The sequence below is a fragment of the Pseudomonas sp. P7548 genome, from assembly GCF_013386585.1.
Lineage (GTDB): Bacteria > Pseudomonadota > Gammaproteobacteria > Pseudomonadales > Pseudomonadaceae > Aquipseudomonas.
In genome coordinates, this window is sequence record NZ_JACARO010000224.1 from 1 (window position 1) to 635 (window position 635).

Consider the following 635-nt stretch of genomic DNA (forward strand, 5'->3'; position numbering starts at 1 on the left):
GCTTTGCCCTGGGCGGCGGCTGCGAGCTGGCGTTGATGTGCGACTTCATCCTGGCCGGCGACGGCGCCAAGTTCGGTCAGCCCGAAATCAACCTCGGCGTGCTGCCAGGCATGGGCGGCACCCAGCGCCTGACCCGCGCCGTGGGCAAGGCCAAGGCCATGGACATGTGCCTGACCGGGCGCTTTATCGATGCGGTGGAAGCGGAGCGTTGCGGCATCGTGGCGCGGATCGTGCCGGCCGATGAGCTGTTGGACGAGGCGTTGAAAGTCGCCACCCTGATCGCGAGCAAATCGGTGCCGATCAGCATGATGGTCAAGGAAAGCGTGAACCGCGCCTTTGAGGTGAGCCTGTCCGAAGGCGTGCGCTTTGAACGCCGCGTGTTCCATGCCGCGTTTGCGACCCAGGACCAGAAGGAAGGCATGGCCGCGTTCGTGGCCAAGCGCGCGCCCGACTTCAAAGACCAATAACCCGGTCTGCTATCGCTAGAGATCAAAAATGTGGGAGCGGGCTTGCTCGCGAATGCGGTGAATCAGTCGATACATTGGATGACTGACACTGCGCATTCGCGAGCAAGCCCGCTCCCACATTGGGTTTTTGGTGTGTTTGTCAGAGCGGGTAGTTTTTCAGTTCCCGGG

The 635-nt window shown here is 62.0% G+C and carries 1 protein-coding gene; it reads left to right on the plus strand.

The genetic code is table 11. From position 1 onward, the window contains the following. A partial coding sequence (locus HX803_RS32425) for an enoyl-CoA hydratase-related protein (protein WP_178926121.1) occupies positions 1-467 on the plus strand: 467 nt, incomplete at its 5' end. Positions 468-635 lie beyond the last annotated feature (168 nt).